Origin of the sequence: Sphingomonas sp. CFBP 8760 (assembly GCF_014841615.1) — a bacterium.
Taxonomy (GTDB): Bacteria; Pseudomonadota; Alphaproteobacteria; order Sphingomonadales; family Sphingomonadaceae; genus Sphingomonas.
Map to the genome: position 1 here is coordinate 1 of NZ_JACYUG010000065.1, position 548 is coordinate 548.

The window sequence follows — 548 nt, forward strand, 5'->3', positions numbered from 1 at the left end:
TTGACCCATTTGTAGGGTTTGGGTTTCTCGTTGTGGGCGACGATGAAGGCGGCGATATCGGCCTCGAGTTCCGCCGCCGACCGGTGGACACCACGCTGCAACTGCTTGCGCGTCAACTCGGCGAACCAGCGTTCGACCTGGTTGATCCACGATGCCGAGGTCGGTGTGAAGTGTACATGCCAATGCGGACGCCGGGCGAGCCAGGCCTTGATCCGGGGCGTCTTGTGAGTAGCATAATTGTCCATCACGAGATGGACCTCGGGGCCTTCGGGCATGACCGCATCGATCTGCTTGAGAAAGTCGAGGAACTCGGTGGCGCGATGCCGCCTGTAGCACTTGCCGATGACCGCGCCGGTGGCGATGTCGAGCGCGGCGAACAACGAGGTCGTGCCGTTGCGGATGTAGGTGTGGGTGCGCCGCTCGGGTACGCCCGGTGCCATGGGCAGGACCGGCTGTTCGCGATCAAGCGCCTGGATCTGCGATTTCTCGTCCACGCACAGCACCACGGCGCGGGTCGGAGGCGACAGGTAAAGACCGACAATGTCCTG

General features: G+C 63.0%; 1 protein-coding gene. It reads right to left on the bottom strand.

Annotated elements, in window-relative coordinates; all coding sequences use genetic code 11:
* The coding region (locus tag IFT82_RS20365; protein WP_192129947.1) for an IS630 family transposase at positions 1 to 548 on the bottom strand (548 nt) is incomplete at both ends.